This is a genomic window from Microcystis wesenbergii FACHB-1317 (assembly GCF_014696875.1).
GTDB lineage: Bacteria > Cyanobacteriota > Cyanobacteriia > Cyanobacteriales > Microcystaceae > Microcystis > Microcystis wesenbergii_A.
In genome coordinates this window covers 23,865-45,046 of the sequence record NZ_JACJQV010000197.1, presented here as the reverse complement: position 1 = coordinate 45,046, position 21,182 = coordinate 23,865, and the positions used below count along the sequence as shown (strand labels likewise).

Below are 21,182 nucleotides of genomic sequence, written 5' to 3'. Positions count from 1 at the left end.
AGCCAGATTACATTGAGCAGTTGTTGGCTTCTTGACATACTCCCACCGTCAAGCTACGCTGTGACTGGGGATTCTTGACCTATCACTATCGTAAATTCCTTGTTCAACGAGACAGCTTAGATTCTCAATGTCTCCACTGAAAATCTTTCTTGCCGGACTCTCCCCCCCCCTTGCCCCCCGACATCGGGGGGGGGTTTGGGTCGGTTTCTGTTTGCCCAACAGTACCGTTGAGATGATTTCCCAAATATTTCAACCCTTTTTTAAGAATATTTACTGCTGCGTTATGATCCCTATCTAAGACTGTTTTACAGTTAGAACACTGATGAGTTCTAGTGCTTAATGATTTTTGAACTCTCGTCCCACAAACTGAACAATCTTGGCTAGTAAAATGCGGTGGTACAGCAACAATAACAATCCGATAAATCTTGGAAAAAATTCAAACCATTCAGTGAATTGATACCAAGAAGCATCACTAATCGACTGGGCCAGCTTACGGTTTTTGACTAAGTTTCTTATCTTTAAAGCTTCATAGACTACCAGAGCATTAGACTGGACTAACGCCAAAGCGTCTTTAATTGCTTTGTCTTGACGTTGTCTTGATACTTTAAGGTGAAGCCTAGCCACTTTTATCCGTTGCTTGTGATAGTTTTTAGACTGTTTGTTTCCTTGACGAAATCGTTTTGATAATCTCCTTTGTGCTTTTTTCAGTCGTTTTTCTGACTTGCTTAAATAACGGAGATTTTCTACGGTATTGCCTTGAGCGTCAGTATAAAACTCTTTTAAACCTAAGTCAATTCCTATTATTTGTCCCGTTGGTTTATGGTATTCTTGCCGTTCTACGTCAATTAAAAACTGGCAATAATAACCGTCAGCACGTCTAACAACTCTTACCCGTCTAATCTGTTGCTCTGAATAATAAACTAAGGTCTTTTGACTACACCATAAATCAAATTCTCCTGCTTTAAAACCGTCAGTGAACTTGATTTTACGTCGAGCATCAGATAGTTGGTAGCCTGTTAGTTTGTATTCAACCGAACGGTTATGCTTTTTGAACCGAGGAAAACCTTTCTTCCCAGGTATCTGAGCATCGACAATTTTGGTAGAACCTGTTAATTGATTGCCAGGCTCTATCAGCAGCCGATTGACGAGCTTGAGAGTTTAATTTATTAACCCAATGTGTTTTTTTGTTGTCTGCTAGTACCGCACAAAGTTTTTGGAGATCATTGCGGGTTGTCCCCTTATTGTCCAGACAATAACGAACACAAGAGTTACGCACAAACTGAGATGTCCTAATTGCTTCATCTAGTCTCTGGTATTGTTCTGGTGTTCCGTTTTTTAACTTGGCTTCTACGACTAGCATTGATTAATCCTCGACCCTGGAGCAATTAAGTATAACACAGTTTACTTACAAATGGTAGAATTAAAATCGTGGTTCGCGGTCAATATCCTGGTCGGATTTCATCCCCCGCAAAGGTTGATGTCTTGTCGAAAAATTTAGCGGTGGCATTCATCCGACATTTAAGGTAATGTTTCTCATCAGTTGTTCTGTTATAAGAGATGCCCTTGTGTCAGGAAATCAAATCGGAGAGGGTTTTGTCAAGAGTCGAGAGAGAAATTGTATCTAAGAATAACAAAATTAGACCACACACATTTAAGCCTTTTTGTCAATGCGTAAGTGCTAATTTTTACTAAAATATTGCTTAAAACCCCTTGCCAGTAAGGACTATAGCTACAATCATGGATTTTTATCAAGGTGAAGAATTGTAAAATTTTTTCTCAGAAAAAATTAATTATTGAAAATGTTCTCAATAGTAGTTTCTACAATGAAGGTTTTTCGTCAAAACATCTTGGGGAATGTAAAAATATATAAAAGTATATGAAGAGCTGCGGAATGTCAGCTACAATTAAATCGGCTCGCTTGTGAGTTTATTCTCTGCTTGGCACGACTGCCAAGGGTGACGACGAGAGTAAACCAGGTGGCTACGATAAACCTAAAATTTTCCCAAAATAGGAGGAACCTCTCATGGTTGAGGCCATCTTGCCGGGTACTTACATAACAGTACGAGATGAAGGACTGATTAGTGCTGGTCAGGTTGTTTCAGGAAATATCGGAATTGTTGGAACCGCAGCCAAAGGACCAGTGGATGAGGTACAAATTCTTGGTAGTTTTTCGGAAGCTAAAGCAATTTTCGGGGAAATTGATCCCGCTCGCCAACTAACCTTAATTCAAGCACTAGAGCAGATTTATAACAATGGCGGTAAGACTGTGTATGCAGTTCGTACAGCTGCTAAAGCCGCCAAAGCTACCTACAAAATCAAAGATAGCTCTGACAAAGATCTGGTGACACTAGAGGCAAAAACTCCAGGAAACTGGGGTAATGACATCAAGATCAAAATCACTGATGCTGACTCGCCTGCTAACAGCAAAAAAGTCGAGCTAACCTATCAAAATACGAAAGAAACCTATACCATTTCTAAGTCCGGCGACCTGGAACAACAAGTCAATAACCAGACTAAAGGTTCTACTTTAGTAACTGCCACTCTAGCTAAAGGCTCTTCCTCCGATACTTTGCCAAAAAACACCAGCGAAAGTGGGGAGGAATTGGCCGCAGGCTCCGATGGAGAACCGGCTAAGGAATATAAAAATAGTCTGGCACAATTGGAGAATGAACTAATAAACTTGGTTTTGCTGGCCGGACAGGATGTCACCAACCCCGAAATGGTGACAGCACTGCTGGGTCACTTGAACACAACCGCGACAATCAAGCGAGAACGGATCGGCATTATTGGTAGCGGAACCCCTGATGATGTTGACACGATCGCCGGACACCCCCTGGATAGCGATCGCCTGATTTTGGTCGCACCAGGACTACAAATCTCCCCCCAGGTTAAACTCTCAGGCGCTTACACAGCAGCAGCAGTCGCGGGCCTACTGGCATCTCTGCCAGTGCAGGCTAGTCCGACTAACAAACCTTTGACGATTCCTGGACTCGCCAAGGAGTTTTCCACCTCCCAGTTGGAAAAGCTGGTCGGGAAGCGAGTGCTGGCGATCGAGAAACGGGAGGGTTTTCGGGTGGTCAAAGGCATTACCACCGCCACCAATTCTGCTTGGCATCAGATTACCACTCGGCGGATTGTTGACTTTGCCATTTACGGGGTGCGCTCCGCCTGCGATCCCTACATTGGCAAGTTGAATAACGAACGGGTACGGGGAGCGATGAAAGCTACTCTTGATGCCTTCTTGACGCGCATGGTCCAGAATGAAGCTCTGATTAGCTATGAGTTAGCCGTCACCGCTAACCGAGTTCAGGAAATTGCCGGAGAAGCGATCGTGACCATGACCCTGCGACCGACCTTCAGTATTGACTTCATCAAAGTAACCATGTATCTCGGTTAACCCACCCATCAATTACTTCTCAGAGGAGGAAAACTATGGCCAATAACAACGTTTTTCGAGGGTCTGATGCTACCCTAGTCTTAGCTGTGGATGACAAAGCCACCGAAGAAGGAAAACTGGCGGATGGATTGATTAGTGAGTATGAGTTTTCTAATGTCGTGGGACGACTGCGAAATGTACAGGTGAACGTCCACAATGAGATCAGACCCTATCACGAAATTGGCAAGCGCTTTCCTACTGAACTCCGTCCAGGTAATGTTGATGTTTCAGGCTTTGCTGAACGCGCTCACATTAACGGCGCACTCTTGCGGTTATTGTTAGGTGATGCGGCAAAAAGTCCACCGCCAGCAGACCCGATTCCCCAGCCAACTTTCAACATCGTCATCAATTTAAAAAATCCCGCACTCCCCAGCAACAGCAGCAAACTCGTACTATTTGGGGTCAAGTTTGAAAAGTGGAGTTTCAGTTTGCCAGAAGATGATTTTATCATGGAAGGGGTTACTTTCCGCGCTTTACGGATCAGCAGCGAAGAAACCGCAGGCTAACAATTATGGCTGAAATTTCCCTGACTCCAGAAGACCTGTTAGCGGGTGCTTCTGTCACTTTTGATATTGCTATCCCAGTCAGTATTTTGCATCCAGGCGAACTGGATACTTCAGCCGATAAATTCCCAGAGTCGAGGCGAATTGTCCAGATTCGTCCTCTGACTATTGGGAGATTTCAATTAATCATGAAGGCTTCTCGACAGGATGCAGGATTAATTCCCCTTTTAATGATTAAAGAATCCTTAGTTGAGCCAACTTTATCCTTGGAACAAGTTAAACAACTCCCTTTAGGATTGGTCAATTTTTTAATTGACAATATCCGCCAAATTAGTGGTTTAACAGGAAAAAAAAATCTTTCCTAGATGTTAGTCAGTCCCCTTGGGTACAAGCGGCTTATATCCTCGCTAGGGAATTTGGTTGGACTCCCCAACAAGTACAAACAATGACAATGGCGCAAGTTTCTCTATATTTACAAATGATCGCTCAGGATTCAACCAAAAACCATGAATGATGATTTCCTAGTCAGCCTCGGTTTAGAATTATGCCAAGAGTTTCAAGAATGGAGTGATTCTTTAATTGACAACTGGCTCAATAGTATAGAGCTTTTAGAAAAAGACCTGCAACCTTTAGCAAGATTGCACCTTGCTGTAGAAGATTTATCGGAAATAACCGATTTATTTAGAGATTGGGAGGCTTGGCTAACTGCTGATTTTGTTCCATCTTTAAGGTCTAAAAATGGGGAAATGTCTTCTCTTGAAAGGGATAGTTTCCCATTTGACCTAGGGGGAAATACTTCTTCTTTAATGTCATTTTCTCGTCAATCTTTGGCTTCAACTTCTGATTATACTCAACCTAATCCAAGAGTAAGGAAAAAAAATTATCACCCTTTACAAAAGGAGCAAGAAAATTCATATAACATTCGTCAAAACAAACAGATAAGTTTTGATGATAATCATCAAGCTAATAATATTTATCCGCAGAATAACGCAACGAAAAGCCAGCGAGAATTAACTAATTTAGTTAGGGATATATCAGGAGAAAATTTACCCTTAGATTCAGATAACCTCAATTTGGATTTGGAAACAAACCGTTGGGAAAATCCTCAACAAAAGACTGAAATTGAGTCAGATAATCCCTCACCGAAAAACTGGCAAGAATTAACCGATTTAGTTAGGGATATATCAGCAGAAAATTTACCCGTAGATTCAGATAACCTCAATTTGGAAACCACCCCTTGGCAAAATTCTAGACAAAAGACTGAAATTGAGTCAAATAATCCCTCACTGAAAAACTGGCAAGAATTAACCGATTTAGTTAGGGATATATCAGCAGAAAATTTACCCGTAGATTCAGATAAACTCAATTTGGAAACAACCCCCTGGGAAAGTTCTAGACAAAAGACTGAACCGAAAAACTGGCGAGAGTTAACCGATGTAGTTAGGGATATATCAGGAGGAAATTTACCCGTAGATTCAGATAAACTCAATTTGGAAACAACCCCTTGGCAAAATTCTGGACAAAAGACTGAAATTGAGTCAAATAATCCCTCACCGAAAAACTGGCAAGAATTAACTGATTTAGTTAGGGATATATCAGGAGACAATTTACCCTTAGATTCAGATAATCTCAATTTGGAAACAACCCCTTGGCAAAATTCTGGACAAAAGACTGAAATTGAGTTAAATAATCCCTCAGGGAAAAACTGGCAAGAATTAACCGATTTAGTTAGGGATATATCAGGAGACAATTTACCCTTAGATTCAGCAACAACGGCTGATATTATCTCTCAGCCTGCTAAGATGTTACCAATTCCACCCCAATTTTTACAGCAATCCAGAGAAAAATTATATCATCAGATCAATAATATTAACAGCAACTTTTCTAATATTCAAGAAACAGAATTAGAAATAAATGAACAGGAATCTGAAAATCAATCTTTAAATCAACACCATAGCCTGCAAGATACTGAACAACAAGCAATCGATCTAGATTATATTCTAGAAACTCTACAAACAAAAATTAATCAAGAATACCGACGATTTTATGGAGGTTAAATATGGCAATTGAAATCGCAGGAATTCAACTGAATCGAGTACATCAAATCGAGACAATCGAGCAAAATAACTTTGTCTATCACCAAATTCCGGGAAAACAGGGAAACCTAGTCCAGAATTTTGGTAGAGATTCGGTAAGATTACAAATCAAAGGCATTTTTTATGGTAATAAATACTTGGCTGATTTAGAGAAATTAAGAAAAATTTACAAAGAGCAAAAACCAGTTGAATTTATTGCTGAAATTATCGGACAATCCTATTTTAGTCAAGTCATTTTAGAAAGGTTTGCCGTTGTTCAATCTGCCACAGATCCCGATCAATTTAGCTATACTTTAACCCTAGCTGAATATGTACCTCCAACTCCTAGTCAAACAGTTGCACAAGGGGCTTCTGTTGATGCTAATATTAAAGCAGATGCTGCTAGTTTTATGACCGTTGCTATGCTACCAGATGCTTTACAATTTGGTTCAATTCCAGCAATTACTAATCCGATAGAACCATTAAAAGCTTCTCTCGATCCTATCAAAGAAGCAACTAGCACTCTTGATGGTAATCTTAGTGATTTAAAATCACTCTTTAACCTTTAGTGAAAATATGGTGTTCTTTAGGATTTTTGAGATTTTCCTCCCACAGTCTCCACACTCCCCTCCCCATTATAACTTTATTGACAGTCCCCCGACACCTGCTATAATGATTACCATAGGTTTTGATAACAGTTCCATTTTCCCTGAAATCCTTGATGTCCTAAGACTTTTCAAAGAATCGGGGATTAGCTCTAAGTCTCGCACTGTATCACCTAACTGTCAGCGCAGAAAAAATGTGACGATTTGTGTCAGACGCTCGGATTATTAACCATTACTTTAAATAAAAATTATGAGTTTAGCAATTCTCGATCAAATCCAAACCCTTGATGTAGATTCACAAGCAACTTTTGCGGAAGCGGGAAACCCTTTTACCACGTCTCAGAAATTAGTTAAGGATAATTTAGGGGGAAAAGTTACCCCTCTTCCTTCCTCAGATTTAACCAATAGCTTTGATCAAGTAACTCAACAAATTACCAGCGATCCGATAAAGATTCCTACAGCACCTTTTTCCGTGGGTGAAATTCAAACACAGGTTACGGGAAAATTAGGCGATATTTCTAGCATTAGTATAGACACTTTAACCCAGTCAATCCCAGCTAACCCCGGCGCAGATACTTTTAAAGGATTAGCTGTCACAGATCAAGTTAATAGTTCTCTTAGTAATTTAACTTCATCTATTACTGGTAATGCTAATTTTGGTCAACTTGGTATTTCCCAAAATCAATCAACTCCCTTTGACGAGTTTCAAGAGTTTCTCAATAATGCTCAAGCTTTTCCGGGTAAAGTTTTAGATGCTATTATTAAAGCCTTTAAAAATTTTATTGATAAATTATCTAATCCAGACGAATGGTTAGATAGGCTTAGTTCTGAGGCTTTAACTGAAATTTTTGTTGAACAAATTCAAGAACTTAATTATATCTTACCCAATGGAGCGATTCAACTCTATACCTTACAACTTAATCAACAGAACCAACTTTATAAAGATTATCAAAATTTTCTGAAATCTCTCGATCCTAAAAATTTAAGCCGCGCCAAAATTATACCCTTAAGACAACAAATCAAAAGCTGGTTATCGGAGGTTAACTCTCAAGGAGAACAGATTAATTTAGCAGTTAAAAATCTTAACTCTTTTGATATTGATAAGTTTTCTACGCTTTTGACAAATCTTCCCAATAGTGGAGGGGGACAAATTGAAACTCTTTCCAAAATGTTTCAAGGTATAGAAAATTTTGTCAACAGTTTAAACGAAAGGATTACGACAGTCACAGAACAACTAAAAACCTTCATTACAAACATTCAAGATTTAATTGATCAGGCTATTACCAAAGTCAGCGAAATCGGGAACAAGATTTTAAAAGCGATCGCCGATAAAATTGAACAAGCGGGAAAAGCTTTAGATCAGGTTCAAGCTTATCTGACTAATACGATTGATAAATTAGTTGATTTTGTTGAACAAACAGCAGCAAAATCTGATGAAATTGTTAAACCTTTAAAGCAAGCGATCAATCAATTTGCTAATACTGCGGTACAAGGTATTGAAACAGTAGCGCAACAAATTAAACAGACAACTCAAACAATTGAGAAATCTTTAGATGAAGTAAATAAAAAAATTACTACTGAACTTAGTCAGGAACAATTGAAAGCAAAAATCAAAGAACTTCTGGGTAAAGTAACAGGTGTTTTACAGAGTCAACCGGTTAAAGATGCTTTAAATAAAGCTGATCAAGGTATCGATCAAGTGGTGGCTGCTTTACAGAAAGTTTCCCTTGAACCTGCTTTTCAATTGGCAGTTACTCAAACCAATAAATTAGAACTAGAACTCAAAAAGATAGATGTTTCTACCATGGGGACGGCACAAAAAACCGCCTTAAAAGTAGGAGTCAAAATTCTCCAAGAAATTGATGTTCCTGGGGTAGTTAATCCAGAATTAACAGCAGCCTTCGATTCTCTGTTAGATCCGGTTGTTGGTTTAGTAGATTCAATTCAGGGAGAAATTAAACAAGTTGATGAACAAGTTAAATCTTTTGCTCCTGGAACCTTAGTTAAGACTTTTCTTGATCCTTATATTCAATCTCTAGTGACGGAACTCAATAAATATAAACCTTCTGTACTTTTAGAGACAGTTAAAGAACTGTATGAAACCTTACTAGAAAAGTTAGAAATTTTGAATCCTAATCAGCTTTTAGAACGCTTAGAAGAACTTTATGAAAAATTACTGGCAGTTGTTGACTCTCTCTCTCCTGAAAAACTCACACAGTTCTTGACGGAAAAGCTAAATGCACTGAAAAGCATCTTAGATAACTTACCAGTTGAACAACTGATCAATAAAGTTATTGAAGCCATCGGTGATGTGGAAAAATTGTTAAGCGGTTTAGGATTAGACAATGTGTTAAATTCTGGTTTTTGGCAAACTTTAGAAGAAATTTTGAGCCTTAACCTCCAAGAACAAATTCAACAAGTAGATACTATTAAAGCGAAAATTCTAGAACGGGTTAATAACATTGATGAAACTAAGTTGAGTGCTGCGTTAACTAGCTTACGTACTAATCTTACCAACTATGCAACCGATCCTAACATTGCGATCAGTAACGCCATGAATGAGTTAAACCAAGCTTGGGAAAACTATCAAAAGGCAGCCGATAATTTTGCTGCTGAATGGAATCGCAGCAAGCCACTTTTAGATAATTTTAATCCACCGGCGGAATTTGCGGTAGATTATCGAGACTTGTTAACTCGTATGACTGATTTACGTCAAAGATTAGTCACTGCAAAAGTCACCAACGATCCTGGTACAAAAGCTCTAACTCCTTTGTCAAATCCAACCAGAGAAAAGTTAGACAACTTACTGAAAAGTTCTACAGCGCGAAGTGATGAACAAATTATTGCTGATTTGAAAAAAGTCATTCCCAATGAAATCGAATCTCAGTTGACAGGTCCGCTCAAAAGGATTCTTAGTACCTTGGATGAAATTCTTGCTCAACCCCGTACTATCCTAGCAGAAATTAAGAAAGTCATTCAACGCTTGCAATCTGCTCCTACAGAAATCGCCAACATTCTGAAAAATTTAACCGCTGATTTTGGTAAACTTATTCGAGATTCGATCAATAAAGTTAAAACTGCTATTGATGGTACTGTAAATAAAATTATTGATTCCCTGGAAACAATTTACAAAGAGATTGTTGATAAACTCAAAGAACTAAGACCTTTGCTGATTCTAAATTCTTTCTATGATGTCAGTGATTTTAAAGGTGGTACTGTGGTACATCTCTTGACAAAATTACGGCGTAAAGAGCCATTGGATGCAGTTTCAGCCTACTTCTGGACAACTCTCAATGAAACGCAAAAAGCCTTGCTAGAAAATGCTGATCCTAACCAACCAGGAACGCAAAAAGCTCTTTTTAATGCTCTCAATAAATTACTAACAGATGTAAATTTCTACGGAACTGAACGCTTCAAATTAGTTGCTGAAAATCTTCCCCAAGAAGCTAAAGATTTAATTGCTAAACCCCAGCGCAGCGAACTAGAAACTATCCGCTTAAATCGGTTACTGCTAGAAACCGCTTATCCTCAAGAAATAATTCTGAGCTTACAATCAATTTATCCATTCTTCTTAGGGAAATTGAAGGATATTTATCCCACCGAAATAGTCAAAAAACTAGATCAACTTCATGCTAACATTGTCAAACTCATCCTTGATATTCCTAAAGCTTTAGAAGATGCACTTAATGATGAATATCAAAAAGTAGTAGCTGCTTATCAAGAAATACGCCAGAAAATTGATCGTATTTTTAAAGCTTTAATTGAACGATTATATGGGTTAGAAAGTGAGTTAGGTATCGGATTAGAAGATGTCAGTGATGCTTACCGAAGTTTATTAGTAGCTATTCCCGTTTAAGAGAAGGAGGTTAAACTAAATTTATGAATCAACCTCTACAAGTTAACTATAAAGTAACGATTGGTACTACCACTTATACGGTTGATGATTCATCGTTGGTTTTAAACTTGCGGGTAAGTTCTTCATTGAATATTCCTGTAAATTTATGTCAGATTTCCCTCATTCTTGCTGATTCGTTGGCTCCCTCTCTTGATGAATCGATAACAGTTAAATTAGGAAGTAATTCTCAATTAAGTCAGGTTTTTCAAGGTAAAATTAGCCAGATAAAATGGCAGGTTGATCAGGTAAATATTGAAGCTATGAGTAGTTTTAGTAGCTTGACGAAGGCAAAATTTAACCTCCTCTATGAAAAGTCCTTTGCTGGAGATATAGTAAAAAATATTGCTCAAAATATATTGGGGTTGAAAGTTAAGCAAGTTGACAATGGGATTAAATTTCCTGTCTATGTTATCGGAAATCAGCACACAGTTTATGAAAATTTACAAATCTTAGCTCAGAAATGCGGCTTTGATCTGTATGCTAATATTGAAGACCAATTAGTTTTTGCTCCCTATAAAACCTCAAAAAAACATAAATTTGAGTATGGCATTAATCTTCTTGCTTGGGAACAGATGGAGGAAAATCCCTTGCAATCTGGGGTAGAAGTTTATGGGGAAAGTCCCGCTAGTCAGGGACAAGGGGAAAAAGCTGTATCTTGGCTCACTAAAAAAGAGGTTAAAGGAACTGATGGCAAAAAATCTCCAGCAACTTTGCAACTAGAAGATTCTACTGCTAGAACTCAAGATATTGCCAACAAAATTGCTAAAGCTTACTTAAACAAATACCAGAAAAAACAAAAAGGAGTGATTAAAGTTGTGGGGGAACCTGAAGCTAAATTAGGCGACGGTGTTGAAATTGCTAAAATGCCAATATCGTCGCTTAATGGTACTTTTAAGATTACGGGAGTAGAACATTATTTATCTCGTCACAAGGGATTTTATACTACTATTCACTGGGAGGAAGTCTAATGGATTCAATTGTCGGCGTAATGAAAAAAGTTGCTCAACAGGAAGCACAAAAAATCTACACTACTGAACTTGGTATTGTTACTGCAATTTTTCCTCATTCAGCAGAAAATGATCAAGATAATTATCAATGTTCAGTAAAATTGAAAAATAAAAGGCAACCAGACGGAACTGATTTTGAACTCAGGAAAGTTCCCCTTGCTACTCCCCATTTAGGATGGGTAAATATTCCCAAAGTTGATGACCTGGTTTTGGTTACTTTTATTGGGGGTGATCTCAATTCTCCTGTGATTATTGGTCGTTTATACAATGATCAAGATCAGCCACCTGTCAACCAAGAGCAAGAATTTTTATTACAACATCCTCTGGAAAATGGTAGTCAAATTAAGATTGATAAAGATAGTGTGATTACCATTACCAGTAAAGATGAAAAAAGCATTGTGACAGTGAAGGATAAAGAAATCACAACAACTAATGAGAAATGCGAAATTAATCTTAATGATGGCGATATGACCTTAAAAACTCAACAGTGTAATATTGTTCTTAAAGGGACGACTTTGACGATTGATAATGGGACTTGTAAAATTGAAATTGCCAGTGGAGGAATTACTATTGATGCAGCAAGTAGTAATCTGACTTTGAAAAGTTTAGGTGGGATAAAAATTGGCGATGCTGCTACTTCTAGTATCCAAGTTGGGGGGAGAGTTCCCGCCAATGCGATCGCCGACAATGATGACATTTTGTTAACAACTCATACCCATCTGGGAAATTTAGGTGCGCCTTGTCCGATTCTGGTTCCGACTGAAAAAATTAACTCAATTCAAGCTAAAGCAAGAAATACAAAAGTAGGATAATTAACTAAGTAAAATTGACAAAGAGGCTTAAATCATGGTCAGACTTAAAGGCGCAAACAGCGATTATGAATATTCAAGTCAAACTGATGGAATTGTTGACAAAACGACAGAAAGACCAGAGCTTTTTCTTCAGATTTTTATCTGTCCCTATGATATGCCTAGTCGCATCGAAAAACCCCATAATGGTAAATGGTGCATAGGCACAGATCAGAATTGTCCCCACGAAGGGAATAAATCCGGTCATGCTCTTATTAATCTACATCAAAAGGAGGGAATTTCTTTAATTACTGACAACAATAATAAACTCTCAGTCACTCAGGAGGGTAATATTGAACTCATCCCCGCTAGTGGAAAAGTTATCATTAAAAGGGATAAAAAACCGAGTTGTTCTTTAACCCTGTTAGATCAAGGATTAGAAATCAAGCTAGAAAATGGCGCAGCAATTCGTTTTGATTTAGCCGGTAACATTGAATTAAGTCCTGCTGTCAATAAAACAGTGACGGTTAAAGGCAATCTTACCGTAGAAAAAGAAATTACTGGAAAACTTTCCACCACTATGAAACAGGAATTAATTCAGGAAATCAAACAAAGCTTAAATAAATAATTGAGGGTTAAAATATGACCAGTCTCAATACATTTGATCTGCAATTAACACCGGGGGAACTAGGACAAAAACAAGATCTTAATCGAGTTGATGGCCGAAAAAATCTAGCGCAAGCTATTGTTAATAGATTTTATACTCGTCGGGGAGAATTGACAAAATTAGGACATCCATCCTATGGATCTCGCCTTTATTTATTAATGGGAGAACCTAATAATATTCGTACTCGTAAGCTTGCAGAACTTTATATCAGAGAATGCTTAGAGCAAGAATCTCGGATTGCTGAAATCAAGGAAATTAGATTTGAACCACCTTCTCGCGACTTAGATAAACGCAATGTTTTACTAACAACAATTATTTTGCAACCTGTAGGAGAATCTACCGCTCTTAACATTCAGTTAGCCATCAATCTTTAGCCATAATTATCCTTTCACCAACACCGAGAATTAGATTATGACTTTTGAACCGAAAAAATTTGAAGAAATCTACACCAACATGGTGCAGAAATCCCAAGAAAAAGTTCCTACTTTGACAGATTTTCAGGTAGGTAGCGTTATTCGCACCATGTATGAATCTTTTGCTTATGAAATTGGGATACTCTACGAACAATTAAATCAAGTTTATCTGTCAGCCTTTATTGATTCAGCAGAAGGTTCACAATTAGAAATGTTGGTAGCTTTGCTAGGAATTCAACGAGGATTACCAGATTTTGCCGAGGGAACCGTCACTTTTCAACGGGATTTAGGAACCGACATAATTGAAATTCCTGTGGGAACTTTAGTGACTACAGAAGACAGTGAAAAATCACCGAAAAAAGCTTATACAACTATTGAATCCCAAATTTTTCCCGCCAATTCAAAAACTCTTGATGTTAAAATTCAAGCTGTAGAACGAGGAGAAGAACAGGTGACTAAGGAGGAGACAATTAATATTATGCCTCTTCCCATTCCTGGAATTAAATCAGTCATCAATAAAAGTCCTATACAGTTTACTGGAAAAAAAACAGAAACCGATGAAGAATTACGAAAAAGAGCCAAAATTGCCCTGATTTCTTCTGGAAAAGCTTCTAATATTGCTCTGGAAAATGCACTTTTAAGTCAGCCGAGCGTTAAAGAAGTTAAACTGATTGAAAGGTTTAATGATCCTGACAAAAAATATGGTTTAGTTGACATATTTGTCGATGGCGTTGATTTTAGCAATGAAACTAAAGTTCAAAGTCTCAAAAACCAGATTGATAAAGTTAGAGCAGCAGGGGTATTTGTTCGTTTACAATCAGCTATTTTTGTTACTATAGATGCTGTATTTAAGATTGAAATTAATCCAGCTATAAAAATATCAGAAATGGAGCGCAAGACAATAGAAAAATCTGTTGAAGAAAGCATTATTAATTATATTAGTCAAACAAAAATGGGACAACCCTTGTTGTTTTCTCAACTGACTCGCCAAATTCTTTCTGTAACAAATATCTATAATATAGAGCGTTTTGAAATTTGTACCTATGTCCCAATAGACAATGGCTCTATTCCCAGTACACCAACTCAATGTTATGCTGATAATGATTCTCGAAAGCAAATTGATATTGAGGAAGCGCAAAAAATCTATCTGCATAAGATTTGGGTAACTTCACAAGTGAAAACAGTTCCTATTGGGATTCAATTTAAAATCAATCAGGATATTAAAGCTTCTCAACAACAAGAAATTATCGATAAATTATCAGAATATTTCACAAATCTAAAATCTGGTGAATCAGTGAAAAAAGAAGATATTAAAAATAAAATTGCTGAAGCTCAAATCACCGTTAAAGATAAAGACTTGAAGTTACAAGTACAAGCTTCAGATTTATCGCCTTTAGCAGTAGTTACACCAGAAGAAATTAAATTGAGTTTTGCCGAAAAAGCGGAATTAGACGAAGCCAATCTGTTTATTTATCGTAACATTCTGAAAATTGTTGGCGCAGTTCAATTTACCCCTCCTAACAAAACTAATGATGAAGAAAAAAAACAAATCAAGAAAATAATTATTGACAGTTTGAATGCTTATTTAGAGACTCTTAAACCCGAAGAAAACGTGGATATTGATGGGTTAGAAAAAGCGGTCAAAAATGTTGTTAATGATATGCCAGTCAAGCTTGATATCAATGATTTTATTACTCTGATTAATGATCAAGAAGAATTAAGAATAAATCAAAAGCAAATTGAAGTTAAACAATGGGAAAAAGCGCAACTTGGTAATTTTTGTGTAACTAGCGAGATTGAAAGTATCAAGGTATATATTACTAAATTAAGTTTAAAATTGGTAATTCCCAATCCTTCTCCTAGTGGCTTCAAGCAAACAGATGTGATTGAACCAATACAAAAAGCTGTTACTAAAGCCATTGAAGAATTTCCGAGGCTGGAACAAGGGAAAAACTTGTCTTATACAAGTTTGCAACAAGCTATTCTTACACCAATTAGTTCGCCGGAATTACAAAATTTATTGCGAGGCGTTACTTACGTTATCGAAAATTTTGACCTAAAAGCAACTTCTCAAGCTGATAACCGCACTCAAACAAGAAATATTAACAACAATAAAGAGATTCATGTTCGTTCCGTCGAAATAATCAAGGAAATCAACCTTCCAGAAACAGTAGAAGTGAAATAACGCTAAGCACTGGAATATTTCAACTAATTAAAAACCACTCCAGACACAGAGGACACAGAGTTTTTTGATTGTGGTCAATCATCCGTACCTGATATATAGTCATTGCAAATAAGTTTGAGACATAAGTTGTAGGGGCGAAGCATTCGAGCATAACCTATCGCTGAAACCATAGATTTCTTATCCGAATGCTTCGCCCCTACGGAAGCTAACACCCTAATACCCAGTTTACTTGTTTCATTTTTAGTTGAAATAACTATAAATGCTTGCTTTAACTAGCCATACCTGCTATAATGATTCCCATGGTTGTTGAGAACGGTCTCATTTCTACCGCAACCCTGCTTTCTTGCGACCCTACTCTCATCTTGTGTTCCTAGACGGAGAAAACAATGGCGATTAGTGGTAGAACAGCTAGTATCATAAGTCGGTTTCCCCACTTCTATCCTCCCGAAGATCCTAAGAGTTTTTTGCCTCAATTTTTGGATGTTTTTGGAGAGATACTAGACGAAGTGGAGCAGGATTTAATCCGTGTCTTAAAATCTCATTTTATTAATACAGCAGACAATTTTGGTTCTCTGGGTTTCACCGCTACCCAAAAAGGAGATTTAGATAAAATCTTTGCTCTTATGTTAGCGGAATTGGGGGGAACATCCCAATTAACCACAGTCAATCCCGAATTTCAGCCTAGGGATTTTACACAAATCTCCCTATTAGTGAAAGAATTGGTTGATTCAGAAAACCCTTTATCGAGTTATATTTTTACAAAAATTAAATTATTTGAAAATACAGAAAATTTAATCAATAAATATCATGTTAACAATTCCTACTTCTCCAAGAATTTTCAATTTCAAGCATTACTAATTGTTAAGTTTATTATTGGAGAGGATGCTTTTACCAGCTATCTGCGCGATAAATTATCAGCAGAAACTAAGGAAAAATTATTCAATTATGATGGTTCAGCATCTGTTAACACCGATTTAAATCTTGTACTAATTAAAGAATTTAATAAGATTTTACAAGAAGATCGTAATCTTTATAAATACCTGCAACAAAGAAATTTACAGATCAACCTGTTCCAACAAATTACTCAAGGCTTAGAACCAGTAAAAATAGTATTAGCAAAAGGATTGTATCGGCGTTTATCTCTAGACATTCAAAGAATACTTTCTCGACAAAACCCGCCTTTTCAACCTCAAGATATTACGCCTGAAATTGAGATTGACTTAAAAAATCAATTAAAAGCTTTATTTAAAAATATCTCCTTTGTCCAACAATTACTTGCTGTAATTAATCAAGCTGAAGCAGCGACTACATTTTTATCAACCCAAGCAATCAACAGTTTATTAGAAATTGGCAAAATTAGTTTATCTAGTTTGTTATCGGTTCCAGAGAATACCACCAATATAGAAATAGCCAAGCTTTCCCCCGCAGCAGAATACCTTTTATCTCAAGTCATCGTTGGAGATGATTTAATCCGACTCAATCGAATGCTATTAGAATCGGTTTATCCAGAGGAAATTCCCTCCAGTAAAACGCCGACAGCAATAGAAGTAGCTCAACAACTTGCTCAAGCTTTCAATCAGAAAATTTTAACTGATGACAAATTCTATGAAAATAATAAAAAAAGTTTTACTTTTAAAAGCTTATCTCTCGAAATACAAAGCTTGATTCAGTCTAAATCACAAATTAAACTGCTGAATCGCTTACTATTAGAAACAGCCTATCCCACTTATTTAGAAAAAAGTATTACTGTCTATCGCAAACGTCTTCAACGCCTAATCGATGTTTTAAAGTCCGGTGCTTCAACTCAAGAGGGAATTGTCAAAATTGTTGCTGCAAACTTAGGAATGAGTACGGATGATAGCCAAGAGATCAAACCTTGGGAATCTTACCTTTTTGACATTCCGATAACTCTAGAATCCTTTCTTAGTAAACTTACCGTACCCGCAGAACTTCAGCAAGTCTTTCGAGAAAAAGGATTAATTTTGGCATTTGGGACAACTATTGTGTTAGAGAAATCTCAACAGTGTTGGTTGCTTACTGATGCCAGCCAAGGACAAGTTTATCGTATTCTTAAAAAAAATGGAACCCTTAAGGTTTATCGTCAGTTAATTCGGGTAATTGAATTTTTTCCTGAATTAGTCTTTCATAAATACACAATTCATCCTCATATTGATAAATTTAATGTCCAAAACCCCAATGCTGTTCCAGCTATTCCTGCGATTCAAATCAAGATTTTAGATAATCGTAACAATCCGCAAGGTTCTTTATCACCTTTGACGAATATTGTTCTAAAGAATCTCACTAATAATCAATCTATAAAATATGAAGCAAGTCTCAATATCAATGAAATTTTATTACTCCTACCAGATGGTTCAGCTATGGTAAATGGAGTAACAATTCCTAAACCTCCACTTGTGGGAGCTATGCCGAGTTTACCTTTAGGTCAATCTGAATGGTCAATAGAAGCGGATATTGGCAACCCACAAGTTACTTTTGATTACACTCTGTTTGACTTTTCTTTGTTTGAAAGTAACGCAACTAATTCAATTACATCTGAGGAACAAGCTAAATCTTATTCATTGGAGGTTACATTCTCTTTTTATCAAATAACTCCGGGAGGTTTTACAGTTAAGATTCCTTGGCAAATCCCAGGTTACAGTGATCGCTTTGACGAAAGCTTAGATCATCCACGCAATCAAATCCAAAGTTTAATTGAAAAAGTCAAAGCATCGGGAATTTGTGCCAAGATTGCTTATGAACAACAATTTCAAGAAGACCATCAAATCCAGGAAAAATTGTTATTTCAAGGAAAAGGCAAATTTTCAGAAGATCATAACATAACTGATGAATTTGATGGTCGATCTCAACAATCTTTGCGTTCTGAACAGGAAATGTCTGATACATTTTTGACCTCAGCCGTATTTGACTACACTTATTTTGATACAATTGTATTTACCTAAGGAGATCTAGCTATGGCTATCCAAGACACAATGGACATCAAAGGAAGTCTCACCATCCAAAAAAGAGACTTGAATAATCAACTGGTAGAAGAAATTCGCGCTAACAATACTATTGTCACTTCTGGACGAAGATTAGTGGCTCAACTTTTTAGTAAAGACTTCAAAGACACTATTAAACCAGTTTCTCAGATTGCGATTGGAGGTAATGATAAAGCGGTCAGTGATGATGATTTACAATTAGCACAAGAAATCTTCCGCAAAAAGATAAATCCCATTAAGGACAGTGATTTAGTTCTGTTACCTGATAGCAAAAGAATCAAACTAACAATAACGGCTGATCTTCAAGCGGAAGAAGGTAATGGAGAATTAAAAGAAGCGGCTTTATTCAATGAGGATAAAGTCATGTATAATAGGGTTATCTTTAAACCGATTAATAAAACTCCAGATTTTACCCTTACCCTGATTTGGGAAATCACCTTTTGAAATCAACTTACACTCTAATTATTGGTGACAATCATGCCATTAGCCGACACTCTCAACAGAAAACCGGGTGACATTCTCAAGTCTGATGATTGGAATGTCATAATCAAAGAAATTGACCGCAAAATCAATCGAGATGGAGCCGACACTCTTAAAGGACCGCTAACTATTACTGAGGCCTTAAAAGTCAATAGTAGTGTAATTATTTCTGGAAATTTATCAGTAACAAATGTCTTAGAAATTGGCGATCCACCTCTTGCCGGAAATACTGGCGGAAATCGTGATTGGATGCAAAAAGGAATCAAGATAAATTGGGATAGTGATAGTTTATTTATTGGCTTAAAAAATGAAGGAACTAACCGAAAAGATGCGGTAATTGCTTGGGGTGATGATCCACAAGATGACTTAAGATTTGTTAATGTACTAGCCGGAGGAGAGGTTCAAGGTAAAGAATTAATGAGAATTAAACCCAGTGGTAATGTGGGAATAGGAACTAATAATCCAATTGCTAGTTTAGATATTGCCTCAGCTTCTCGCACTGGAACTCATCCCACAGCCGTTAAAGGTTTATATATAACCGGTGATTTTAATGCTGATAATGATGGTGTAGAATTTCGCCATAGTAGTGGTACTCAAGGAATTGGCTTTGGCTTCAATACCATTTATGCAGCTGGAAGTGCTGCTAATCAAGATTTAGGATTAAAACCAAAAGGGACAGGCGTTATTGCAGTTGCTGGAAATTTATCAGTTTCTGGTATTGTTAAAGCCCAAGCATTAACACTTAGTCAAAGTGGTGGTCAATCCAGCGGTATGGCTTCCTTTATGAGTAAAAATCCTGAATCACCTTACATTAATTGGTATCACAGCCGTAGCGGAGCAGATCAAGATCTTAAGCGCTATGGATATATTCAAGCAGGAGATGACGGCATTAAGGAGTTTCGGTTTGTTGCCGAGAATGGAGCTAATTTCAAGTTTTCAGGGGGCAACCTAACAGTTTCTGGTGATTTATCAGTAACAGGTTCGGTTAGTTTTGGTTCACAAGTGCGTCAAATGCTTAATTTATGGTCAACTGGCTATGGAATTGGCATACAAAATGGGACCCAATATTTTCGTAGCGATAGAAACTTTGCTTGGTATAAAGGTGGTTCCCATAATAACGAGGAACTCAATCCTGGTGGTGGAGCAGTACAAATGGTTATCAAAGATGGTAATGTTGGTATCGGAACAACAAACCCAGGTACAAAGTTAGAGATCAATGGTGATTTAAAAGTAACTGGTACAATTACGGGGACAATTGATGCGACAAATATTGCTACAGGAACATTAAATGTTGCTCGTATTCCTAATTTATCGGCTAATAAAATTATTGATGTATATGATATCTATTTAAGAGGATCAGCCTTTGAGTCAACAGAGGGAAATATTACATTTTTAAAGATTGCCAACTTTGATTTTGGGCTGACAACACAACGTGGATTGAATACGATAATTCTCAACCCAGGTGGTGCTTATAGACGTAAGGCGAATCACGATGTATATGGAGATAAGACAAATTGGAATAATTGGGCTGATTGGGTTAACTCTAATGCCGCAGCTGGAGATTTAGTAGCTGTTGCCAGCTATGATGCTTTACATGAGGCTCCCAAATCTGGTTCAGCAGCTACTCTGTTGGATGCGATTAATGGGAAACAAGCCTTTAGCGCAGAGTATCGTGTTTCTTATGCACTGTTTTTTATTAAAGGAGAATCAAAATGTATAGAAGTATTACAAGCTTATCGAGGTCCTAATGCTCATTTAAAAACGGGCTATGCTTTTAGTCAGCTATCATTTAACTTTAACAACTTTAACAGCGAGGAAGCCTGGATAGTCCCAGCATTTATGAATAGTTGGACAAATTATGATACCACCTATAATCCTGCTGGATATTTCAAAGATAGTTTGGGAATAGTTCACCTCAGAGGGTTAGTCAAGAATGGTACTAACAATACTACTATTTTTACGCTTCCTGTTGGTTATAGACCTTCCAATCGAGAACTTCAAGCAGTTCAAACCAATCTTAATATAATTGGTCGGGTTGATATTCTTGCTGATGGACAAGTTACAGTAGTATCAGGAAGTAATGTGTGGGTTTCTTTAGATGGGATTACCTTTAGGGCCGGAGGATGATA

The 21,182-nt window shown here is 37.2% G+C and carries 14 protein-coding genes and 1 pseudogene; 14 read left to right on the top strand and 1 reads right to left on the bottom strand.

Going from position 1 to position 21,182, the window contains the following annotated elements:
• Positions 1–48: 48 nt before the first annotated feature.
• Positions 49–1,360: pseudogene (locus tag H6F92_RS20175) on the bottom strand (RNA-guided endonuclease InsQ/TnpB family protein).
• 663 nt (positions 1,361–2,023) lie between these two features.
• On the opposite strand from H6F92_RS20175, the gene H6F92_RS20170 reads away from it, so the two are divergent.
• From H6F92_RS20170 to H6F92_RS20105, 14 genes are all read left to right on the top strand, one after another.
• Positions 2,024–3,397, top strand: coding sequence for a phage tail sheath C-terminal domain-containing protein (locus H6F92_RS20170; protein WP_147069696.1), 1,374 nt, complete (start codon positions 2,024–2,026; stop codon positions 3,395–3,397).
• A gap of 35 nt (positions 3,398–3,432) precedes the next feature.
• Positions 3,433–3,942, top strand: coding sequence for a hypothetical protein (locus tag H6F92_RS20165; RefSeq protein WP_147069699.1), 510 nt, complete (start codon positions 3,433–3,435; stop codon positions 3,940–3,942).
• A 5-nt stretch (positions 3,943–3,947) separates the two neighbouring features.
• The gene (locus H6F92_RS20160) at positions 3,948–4,304 is read left to right on the top strand and encodes a hypothetical protein (RefSeq protein WP_190359232.1); all 357 of its coding nucleotides are present in this window, start codon (positions 3,948–3,950) and stop codon (positions 4,302–4,304) included.
• A gap of 141 nt (positions 4,305–4,445) precedes the next feature.
• Positions 4,446–5,996, top strand: coding sequence for a hypothetical protein (locus H6F92_RS20155; RefSeq protein ID WP_190359231.1), 1,551 nt, complete (start codon positions 4,446–4,448; stop codon positions 5,994–5,996).
• Positions 5,997–5,998: 2 nt separating this feature from the next.
• Complete coding sequence (locus H6F92_RS20150; RefSeq protein WP_190359230.1) at positions 5,999–6,583, top strand: DNA circularization N-terminal domain-containing protein; 585 nt, start codon at positions 5,999–6,001, stop codon at positions 6,581–6,583.
• A 286-nt stretch (positions 6,584–6,869) separates the two neighbouring features.
• Complete coding sequence (locus H6F92_RS20145) at positions 6,870–10,475, top strand: DUF4455 domain-containing protein (protein ID WP_190359229.1); 3,606 nt, start codon at positions 6,870–6,872, stop codon at positions 10,473–10,475.
• 23 nt (positions 10,476–10,498) lie between these two features.
• On the top strand, positions 10,499–11,482 hold the full coding sequence (locus H6F92_RS20140; protein ID WP_199308269.1) for a hypothetical protein: 984 nt from the start codon (positions 10,499–10,501) through the stop codon (positions 11,480–11,482).
• A complete protein-coding gene (locus H6F92_RS20135) occupies positions 11,482–12,333 on the top strand; it encodes a phage baseplate assembly protein V (RefSeq protein WP_190359228.1) in 852 nt (283 codons plus the stop codon). The genes H6F92_RS20140 and H6F92_RS20135 overlap by 1 nt, the downstream gene beginning before the upstream one ends.
• 34 nt (positions 12,334–12,367) lie before the next feature.
• Positions 12,368–12,937 (top strand): hypothetical protein, encoded by a 570-nt coding sequence (locus tag H6F92_RS20130; RefSeq protein WP_190359227.1) that lies wholly within the window; start codon positions 12,368–12,370, stop codon positions 12,935–12,937.
• Positions 12,938–12,951: 14 nt separating this feature from the next.
• Positions 12,952–13,350 carry a contractile injection system sheath initiator gene (locus H6F92_RS20125; RefSeq protein ID WP_190359226.1) on the top strand — a complete coding sequence of 133 codons (399 nt, stop codon included), beginning with the start codon at positions 12,952–12,954 and terminating at the stop codon, positions 13,348–13,350.
• Positions 13,351–13,387: 37 nt separating this feature from the next.
• On the top strand, positions 13,388–15,574 hold the full coding sequence (locus tag H6F92_RS20120) for a baseplate J/gp47 family protein (protein WP_190359225.1): 2,187 nt from the start codon (positions 13,388–13,390) through the stop codon (positions 15,572–15,574).
• A gap of 710 nt (positions 15,575–16,284) precedes the next feature.
• A complete protein-coding gene (locus tag H6F92_RS20115) occupies positions 16,285–18,534 on the top strand; it encodes a hypothetical protein (protein ID WP_190359224.1) in 2,250 nt (749 codons plus the stop codon).
• Between the two features lie 12 nt (positions 18,535–18,546).
• Positions 18,547–19,017 (top strand): hypothetical protein, encoded by a 471-nt coding sequence (locus tag H6F92_RS20110; protein ID WP_190359223.1) that lies wholly within the window; start codon positions 18,547–18,549, stop codon positions 19,015–19,017.
• A gap of 33 nt (positions 19,018–19,050) precedes the next feature.
• The gene (locus tag H6F92_RS20105) at positions 19,051–21,180 is read left to right on the top strand and encodes a hypothetical protein (protein WP_190359222.1); all 2,130 of its coding nucleotides are present in this window, start codon (positions 19,051–19,053) and stop codon (positions 21,178–21,180) included.
• Positions 21,181–21,182 lie beyond the last annotated feature (2 nt).